This is a genomic window from Luteimonas sp. 22616, from assembly GCF_052044325.1.
Lineage (GTDB): Bacteria > Pseudomonadota > Gammaproteobacteria > Xanthomonadales > Xanthomonadaceae > Luteimonas.
The window spans coordinates 832,846-840,244 of the sequence record NZ_JBQEMW010000002.1 but is presented as its reverse complement, the minus strand read 5'-3'; the positions used below and the strand labels follow the sequence as shown (position 1 = coordinate 840,244).

Annotated in this window: 6 protein-coding genes; 3 read left to right on the top strand and 3 right to left on the bottom strand. The window is 67.3% G+C overall.

The window, feature by feature from the left end; translation table 11 throughout:
* Nucleotides 1–107: 107 nt before the first annotated feature.
* On the bottom strand, nucleotides 108–872 hold the full coding sequence (locus tag ACTJIL_RS16060) for an NYN domain-containing protein (RefSeq protein ID WP_440756608.1): 765 nt from the start codon (nucleotides 870–872) through the stop codon (nucleotides 108–110).
* 175 nt (nucleotides 873–1,047) lie between these two features.
* Here ACTJIL_RS16060 and ACTJIL_RS16055 point away from each other — a divergent pair, with 175 nt between their 5' ends.
* Nucleotides 1,048–2,319: an NAD(P)/FAD-dependent oxidoreductase gene (locus tag ACTJIL_RS16055; protein WP_440756607.1), complete on the top strand. Its 1,272-nt coding sequence runs from the start codon at nucleotides 1,048–1,050 to the stop codon at nucleotides 2,317–2,319.
* Between the two features lie 284 nt (nucleotides 2,320–2,603).
* On the opposite strand, the gene rpoH is transcribed toward ACTJIL_RS16055, so the two are convergent.
* On the bottom strand, nucleotides 2,604–3,482 hold the full coding sequence (gene rpoH / locus ACTJIL_RS16050) for an RNA polymerase sigma factor RpoH (RefSeq protein WP_440756606.1): 879 nt from the start codon (nucleotides 3,480–3,482) through the stop codon (nucleotides 2,604–2,606).
* 420 nt (nucleotides 3,483–3,902) lie between these two features.
* Between rpoH and ACTJIL_RS16045 the strand changes: the two genes are divergently transcribed.
* Entirely contained in the window at nucleotides 3,903–5,093 is a 1,191-nt protein-coding gene (locus ACTJIL_RS16045; RefSeq protein ID WP_440756605.1) for a right-handed parallel beta-helix repeat-containing protein, read from the top strand.
* A 257-nt stretch (nucleotides 5,094–5,350) separates the two neighbouring features.
* On the top strand, nucleotides 5,351–6,511 hold the full coding sequence (locus tag ACTJIL_RS16040) for a glycosyltransferase family 4 protein (protein WP_440756604.1): 1,161 nt from the start codon (nucleotides 5,351–5,353) through the stop codon (nucleotides 6,509–6,511).
* 35 nt (nucleotides 6,512–6,546) lie between these two features.
* Here ACTJIL_RS16040 and ACTJIL_RS16035 read toward each other — a convergent pair whose 3' ends face one another.
* The gene (locus ACTJIL_RS16035) at nucleotides 6,547–7,347 is read right to left on the bottom strand and encodes a hypothetical protein (RefSeq protein ID WP_440756603.1); all 801 of its coding nucleotides are present in this window, start codon (nucleotides 7,345–7,347) and stop codon (nucleotides 6,547–6,549) included.
* Between the last annotated feature and the right edge of the window lie 52 nt (nucleotides 7,348–7,399).

Genomic DNA, 7,399 nt, shown 5'->3' with positions numbered 1-7,399 from the left:
CCCTCCCCCCCCCCCCCCCCCCCCCCCCCCCCCCCCCCCCCCCCCCCCCCCCCCCCCCTCCTGCGCGATTCCTGCCAACGCGCCGCCGACGCCGGGCGAGGTCGCGCTCAGCCAGCCGCCTTCTTGCCCGCTCGCTTGCGCGGCGGTGCGGCCTTCTTCGCCCGCACCGACAACGATTGCCCGTTCTTCTGCACCTCGAACAGCCCCGTTGCTTCGATCAGGTCGCTGAGCTTGCGATAGCCGTAGTTGCGTGAATCGAACGAGCCCTGGTTGCTGATGTGGCTGCCCACCGCGCCTAGATGCGACCAGCCGTCGTCGCCCTGTGCAGCGTCGACCGCGTTGCGCAGGATGCGCGCCAATGCGGCGTCGTCCTGCAGGTCGCGCGTGCTGCGTGCGCGCGGATTGGCGGCGCTCGCGTCGCGCGTTTCCTCCGGCGCGCCGAGCTTCTCCAGGTACAGGAACACCGAACACGCCTTGACGAAGGGCTCCGGCGTCTTCTCCTCGCCGAAGCCGTACACGGCCACGCCGTCGTTGCGCAGTCGCATCACCAGCGGGGTGAAGTCGGCGTCGCTGGAGACGATCGCGAAGCCGTCGAGGTTGCGCGCGTACAGCAGGTCCATCGCGTCGATCACCATCGCCATGTCCGAGGCGTTCTTGCCGGTGGAGTAGGCGAACTGCTGGATCGGCCGGATCGCGTAGGTGTGCAGGACCTTTTCCCAGCCGTTGAGGTGCTGGCTCTTCCAGTTGCCGTAGGCGCGGCGCACGTTGGCCACGCCGTGGCGCGCGATCTCGGCGAGGATGACGTCGATCTTCGATGCCGGCGCGTTGTCGGCGTCGATCAGCAGCGCGATGCGTTTTTCGTTGTCGGGCATGGCCGGGTTCCAGCGGGTGTTGCGGCGAAGCCTAGCGCAACCGGCAGCGATGCATCGCGACAGCCGATCGCGGCGTCGGGCGTCGACACGGGCCCCGGCGCCCGGCGATCTCCATGCACGCTTCGTGACGCGCCATCCGGCATCATTCGCGCATTCCCCGTGATCGCGAGTGGCCATGGACAGCGTTCCGAATCCGGACGGGACCGCGCTCCCGCACGTCGTCGTCATCGGCGGCGGCTTCGCCGGCCTGTGGGCGACCCGCGCGCTGGCGCGCGCACCGGTGCGCATCACCCTGGTCGACCGCGGCAACCACCATCTGTTCCAGCCGCTGCTGTACCAGGTCGCCACCGCCGGGCTGTCGGCGCCGGACATCGCCGCACCGCTGCGCCACATCCTGCAGTGGCAGCGCAACGTCACCGTGCTGATGGAAACGGTGGCCGGCATCGACAGCGAGGCGCGCGAGGTGCGGCTCGAACGCGGCGACACGCTGCGCTACGACTTCCTGCTGCTGGCCAGCGGCGCCACCCACGCCTACTTCGGTCACGACGAGTGGGCCGCGCATGCGCCGGGGCTGAAGACGCTCGACGACGCGCTGCACATCCGCCGCCGCATCCTGTCCGCGTTCGAGCGGGCGGAAGCGGAAAGCGATCCGGTGGCGAAGCGCGCGCTGCTGACCTTCGCCATCGTCGGCGGCGGCCCCACTGGCGTGGAGCTGGCCGGCACGCTGGCCGAGATCGCGCGGCACACACTGAAGCGCGAGTTCCGCAACATCGAACCGCGCGATGCGCGCGTGCTGCTGCTCGAAGCCGGGCCGCGGGTGCTGTCGACGTTCCCAGAATCGCTGTCGGAGAAGGCGCGGCGACAGCTGCAGGGCCTCGGCGTGGAAGTGCGCACCGGCACGCCGGTCAACGCCATCGACGCCGACGGCGTGCTGCTCGGCGACGAGCGCATCGCCGCGCGCACCGTGCTGTGGGCCGCTGGCGTGGCCGCATCGCCGCTGGCGCGCGCGCTCGGCGTACCGCTCGACCGCGCCGGCCGCGTGCCGGTGCAGCCGGATCTATCCGTGCCCGGCCGGCCGGACGTGTTCGTCGCTGGCGACCTCGCCTCCGTGCAGCAGGACGGCAGGCCGGTGCCCGGTGTTGCGCCCGCGGCCAAGCAGATGGGCCGCCACGTCGCCGCCGCGATCCGCGCGCGCATCGATGGCAGGCTGGCCGCGCCGTTCCGCTACCGCGACTACGGCAACCTCGCCACCATCGGCCGCATGGCCGCGGTGGTGCACCTGGGCAAGCTGAAACTTTCCGGCGCGCTGGCGTGGTGGTTCTGGCTGACCGCGCACATCTTCTTCCTGATCGGCTTCCGCAACCGGCTGGTGGTGATGCTCAACTGGACCTGGGCGTACTGGAGCTACCAGCGCGCGGCGCGGATCATCCTGGGGCGGGATGCGTGAGTTGATCCGGAGGCGCGGTGCTCTTGCAGGAGCGGCTTCTCAGCCGCGCGCTTGATGTGACCCCTCCCCCCGCGAAGGCAGGGGGAGGCTGGGAGGGGGTGTCCACAGATCACGGTGCTGCCTGAAGGCACCCCTCCCCAGCCCTCCTCTGCCTTCGCAGGGGAGGGAGCAAAGGCATCGCGGCTTCCGTCGCTCCTGCAAAAGCAAACGGCCCGGTTGCCCGGGCCGTTTTCAATCATCAATCATCAATCACCAATCACCAATCACCAATCACCAATCACCGCCTAGGCGGCAAACAGCGCCTTCATCTTCTTCAGCGCATTGGCCTCGACCTGGCGGATGCGTTCGGCGGAGACGCCGTATTCGTCGGCCAGTTCCTGCAGGGTGATCTTGTTCTCGTCGTCCAGCCAGCGGCGCTTGATGATGTCGCGCGAGCGTTCGTCGAGGCGGCCCAGGCCTTCGCGCAGCAGCTGCAGCTGGTGGTCTTCGCTGTCCATGCGCTCGTATGCCTGCGAGGGATCTTCCTCGTTGGTCATCAGGTACGCGGCCGGCGACGGCGGGGCGTGATCGTCGTCCTCGTCGGCGGGCGCGTCGAAGCCGATGTCGCGGCCTGACAGGCGCGACTCCATCTCCAGCACTTCGCGCTCGGAGACGTTGAGGTCCTTGGCCACGGCGGTGACTTCGGCGGCATTCAACCAGCCCAGGCGCTTTTTGCTCTTGCGCAGGTTGAAGAACAGCTTGCGCTGCGCCTTGGTCGTGGCGACCTTGACGATGCGCCAGTTCTTGAGGATGTACTCGTGCATCTCGGCGCGGATCCAGTGCACGGCGAAACTCACCAGGCGCACGCCGACTTCCGGGTCGAAGCGCTTCACCGCCTTCATCAGGCCGATGTTGCCTTCCTGGATCAGGTCGCCGAGCGGCAGGCCGTAGCCGTTGTAGCCGCGGGCAACGTGCACGACGAAGCGCAGGTGCGAATGCACGAGTTCGCGCGCCGCATCGAGGTCTTCCTCGTTGCGGAAGCGGTGGGCCAACGCCTGTTCGTCCTCGACGGAGAGCACCGGGATCTGATGCACCGCGCCGATATAGGCATCCAGCGAGCCGAGCGCGCTAGGCACCGGCAGGTTGTTGGCGACGAGGGGATAGGAGAGCGTGGTTGCGGTCATGGGCGTCATTTTAGCAGTGTCCATATGTGACTGCTAAGTCACGGCGAAGTTCCCGAGTGTTCCATCCGTGGAATGGATGCCCGAAATCCCCGCCAACCCGCGGCGACGTTCAGGCGCCGGAAAACCATTCAGCTTGCCTGGGCCTGCGGTTCCGGAAGTCTACCGTTGAGGGCGCCTGCAGGCGCTCAATCAAGGGAGTCGATCATGCCTGAATCAACGCGCTGAATATTCACGTAAATGTATGCGTGCGGATGCACATTTCCGCCTATTTATCCTGAATTCCCGGGACCTGCCCGGTAAAGTGAAGTGAAGAGGATGTGAAGCCTCTTGCCGATGCCAAGCGTCCTTTGGGGCGCTTTTTGCTGAGTGCAGCCGGCATTTCCGAAGGAGCCCTGTTACCACCCGAACGCTGGGGACACCATGACCATTACAGAGCGCGCATCCGACGCGCATGAGACTTCACTGCCCCGCAGGAGCTTCCTGCGCAGTTCCATCCTCCTCGCCTTGCCCGTGGTCGCGACCGCCACGCCCGCCGCGGCGGCGCTCATGAGCTCGCCGTTGCCGGCCTCGGTGGTGGCGGCCTTCGTCCCGCCCACCCGCGCACGCGGCAGCACCGAGATCAACGTCCGCAACCGGGGCGCGTATGGCGACGGCGTCCGCGACGACACCACCGCAATCCAGAACGCCATCAACGCCCTCCCCGCGGGCGGCGGCACCATCTACCTTCCCGCGGGTACCTACCTGGTCGACCCCACCCGGCGGATCAACCTGCGCAGCAAGATGCACCTGCGCCTGGCGTCGGGCGCCGTGCTCAAGGCCAAGGCCAACTCCGCCGAACGGGCCTACGTGCTGATGGTGCACAAGGTCAGCGACGTGGAAATCTCCGGCGGCGAGATCGAAGGCGATCGCGACCGGCACCTGGGCACCACCGGCCAATGGGGCCACGGCATCATGGTGCGCGGCGCATCGCGGGTCACGATCCGCGACATCCTGATCCGCCAGTGCTGGGGCGACGGCATCTCGATCGCGGCCACGTCGGACCAGATCGCCAGCGTCGACGTCGCGATCTCCAACATCGCCTGCATCAACAACCGCCGCCAGGGCATGTCGCTGGGCCAGGCGCGCGGCGTCAGGGTGTACGACTCGGAGTTCAGCTACACATCGGGCATCACGCCCGGTTGCGGCATCGACATCGAATCGGACTTCACCAATCCCGGCGCGTCCGACACGCACATCGAGAACTGCGTGTTCCGGCACAACCAGGGCAACGGCATCCAGGTCTACAAGCGCAGCGTGAACACCAGGATCCTGCGCTGCACGATCGAGAACAACCAGGGCTATGGCGTGCTGACGATGGGCGCCAGGAATTGCCTCGTCCGGCTCAACCGGATCAACAGCAACGGCTTGATCGGCGTCGGGATCCGCGCCAGTAGCAACGGCTGCAACGTCAGCCAGAATCATTTCTACAACAATGCCAGGCGGTTCCGTTCCCGCGACCTGACGAAACTGTCGCCGCCGAGGGAGCGCACCGGGAACGTCCTGGACCGGCACACCGAAGTGGCGGCCAGCTATGACATCAACATCTGGACCAACTTCTACTACGACAAGTGAGCAGGCACGCGCCGCACCCGGCGCGTGTCCGCAGCCATGGCGGAAGTGTTCCAGCGATCGACTCCATGCCCCGCCGACCAGGCGGGGCTTTTTTGTGGCCGAAGGCAGCTCCGGGGCCGCGTGTCGACTCGTCGGCGCCGGTGGCCGATCCGGTCCGGGGACGCCGGACGAACCAACCTTCCGCTTTCGCACCGCGGACACTGCGCCACCGCTAACGTTTGCCCGCTCCGGCGCCCCACGTCGCAGGGAATCGATCGATGAAGTTCGTGTTCTTCGCCAATACCGACTGGTACCTGTACAACTTCCGGCTGGCGACCGCGCTGCAGCTCAAGGCGCGCGGGGACGAGGTGGTGATGCTGTCGCCGCCGGGCGAGTTCGGCGCGCGCTTCGCCGCGCACGACATCCGCTGGATCACCCTTCCGATGGACCGCGCCAGCCTGAATCCCGCGCGCGAAGCGTGGACGCTCAATGCGCTGGTGCGGGTATTGAAGACCGAACGCCCCGACCTGCTGCACAACTTCACCGTGAAGTGCGCGGTGTACGGCGCGCTCGCCGCCCGGATCGCCGGCGTTCCTGCGGTAGTCAATGCGGTCGCGGGGATGGGCTATGTGTTCACCAGCGACCGTCCCAAGGCGCGGGCGTTGCGACCGATCGTCCGGGTCCTGATGCGCGGCACGCTCGGCAGCGGGCAGACGCGGTTGATCCTGCAGAACCCGGACGACGCGGATGCCTTCGTGTCGTCGCGGCTGGTTCCCCCGCGGATGATCCGCGTGATCCGCAGCTCCGGCGTCGACACCCGTCGATTCCGCCCGGCCGAGGCAGCGACCGCCGACCGGCGCCCCCTGCGCGTCCTGCTCGCCGCGCGGCTGGTGTGGGAGAAGGGCATCCGGGAATTCGCCGACGCGGCCGCCCTGCTCAAGGCGCAGGGACGGCAGATCGAATTCCTGCTTGCCGGCATGCCGGACCCGGGCAATCCGCGCTCGGTCGGGCGCGAACACGTGGAGCGCTGGCAGCAGCAGGGCCTGGTGCGCTGGCTCGGCCACGTCGACGACATGCCGGCGCTGTTGCTGGGCGTGGACGTGATGGCACTGCCCAGCTATTACCGCGAAGGTGTCCCCAGGAGCCTGCTGGAAGGCGCGGCGTGCGGACTCGCCCTGGTCACCACCGACCTGCCCGGCTGCCGCGAGATCGTGGCCCGCCACGGCATCGACGGCCTCCACGCAACGCCCCGCGACCCGGAGTCGCTGGCCACGCTGCTGGCCAGCCTGGACGATGATCGCGACCTGCTGCGGACACTTGGCGACAACGCCCGCAGGAACGCGGTCGCGCAGTTCGACGAGCGCCGGGTCATCGCGGACACCCTCGCGGTCTACGCCGAACTGCTTGGCGCGCCGCACCTGCATCCGGCCACGCCGTGACGCCGAGCCTCCGCCAAACTGCCACTGGCCGGCCGTCAATGCCGTGCGCTGGGTGCCAGGTATCCGAACTTGTCGACGAGCAGCCTGTCCCTGTCGCCGACCAGCTTCTCCGTGTCGGCATCGTAGTAGTATCCGGGCCCGTGCCTCTTCGATGAGGTGTTCGTCCTGGGGCGCGACCTCATCCCGGCGGCCACCCCGTCCGGGATCTCGACCTTCATCGAATGCAATGCATCGAGCAGGTCGGACTCCAACCGCTCGTTCCGGATGAAGTGGTCGATGAAGCAGTGCTCCCTTTCGTGCGCCGCCAGCTGTTCCGGCGTCGAGATGGAGCGCAGGTTGTCGAGCTCGCCCTTCCGGCAGGTGAAGATCTTCATGTAGCGGTAGGTCAGCAGCCCCGCGAACCGGTTCAATCCATACCGCCAATAGCCCTCGCCGACGTCGCGCCAGTAGGCCTCGTCATGCAGCATGTGCAGCCATTCCCTGAACGCCCCTGCGTCGTTGGCGTCGCGGAAGGTGCGCTTCCATTGTTCCGCATGCCAGTTGGGCCGGCTCTCGAGGAGCTCGATGAACAGCGAGACCGGATGCGCCTTCCAGCCGCGGTTCCTGAGCCGGATGCCGGTGGTGGTCACGTTGCTGAAAAAATCGCCGCGGTTGTCGCAGCCATAGGCCCAGAGCGAGACGTGCCAGTCCCATGGATCCCGGACCGACCCCAGGAAGACCCGGTCGTCCACGAACAGACGTGGATCGGCCTGGATATGCCTTTCGACGAACTTCCCGCCGACGACCTCCATGAGCAGGTTGCGGATGTGCGTGCATCCGGTCTTCTGCAGTTCCATGAACACGATCTTCTCGGAAACGAACATATCAACTCCGTCTTTGCCATCCTCG

Bases quoted from the DNA above. Each gene is read 5' to 3' on its own strand.
- ACTJIL_RS16060 (WP_440756608.1), bottom strand. From the start codon at position 872: ATGCCCGACAACGAAAAACGCATCGCGCTGCTGATCGACGCCGACAAC.
- ACTJIL_RS16055 (WP_440756607.1), top strand. From the start codon at position 1,048: ATGGACAGCGTTCCGAATCCGGACGGGACCGCGCTCCCGCACGTCGTC.
- rpoH (WP_440756606.1), bottom strand. From the start codon at position 3,482: ATGACCGCAACCACGCTCTCCTATCCCCTCGTCGCCAACAACCTGCCG.
- ACTJIL_RS16045 (WP_440756605.1), top strand. From the start codon at position 3,903: ATGACCATTACAGAGCGCGCATCCGACGCGCATGAGACTTCACTGCCC.
- ACTJIL_RS16040 (WP_440756604.1), top strand. From the start codon at position 5,351: ATGAAGTTCGTGTTCTTCGCCAATACCGACTGGTACCTGTACAACTTC.
- ACTJIL_RS16035 (WP_440756603.1), bottom strand. From the start codon at position 7,347: ATGGAACTGCAGAAGACCGGATGCACGCACATCCGCAACCTGCTCATG.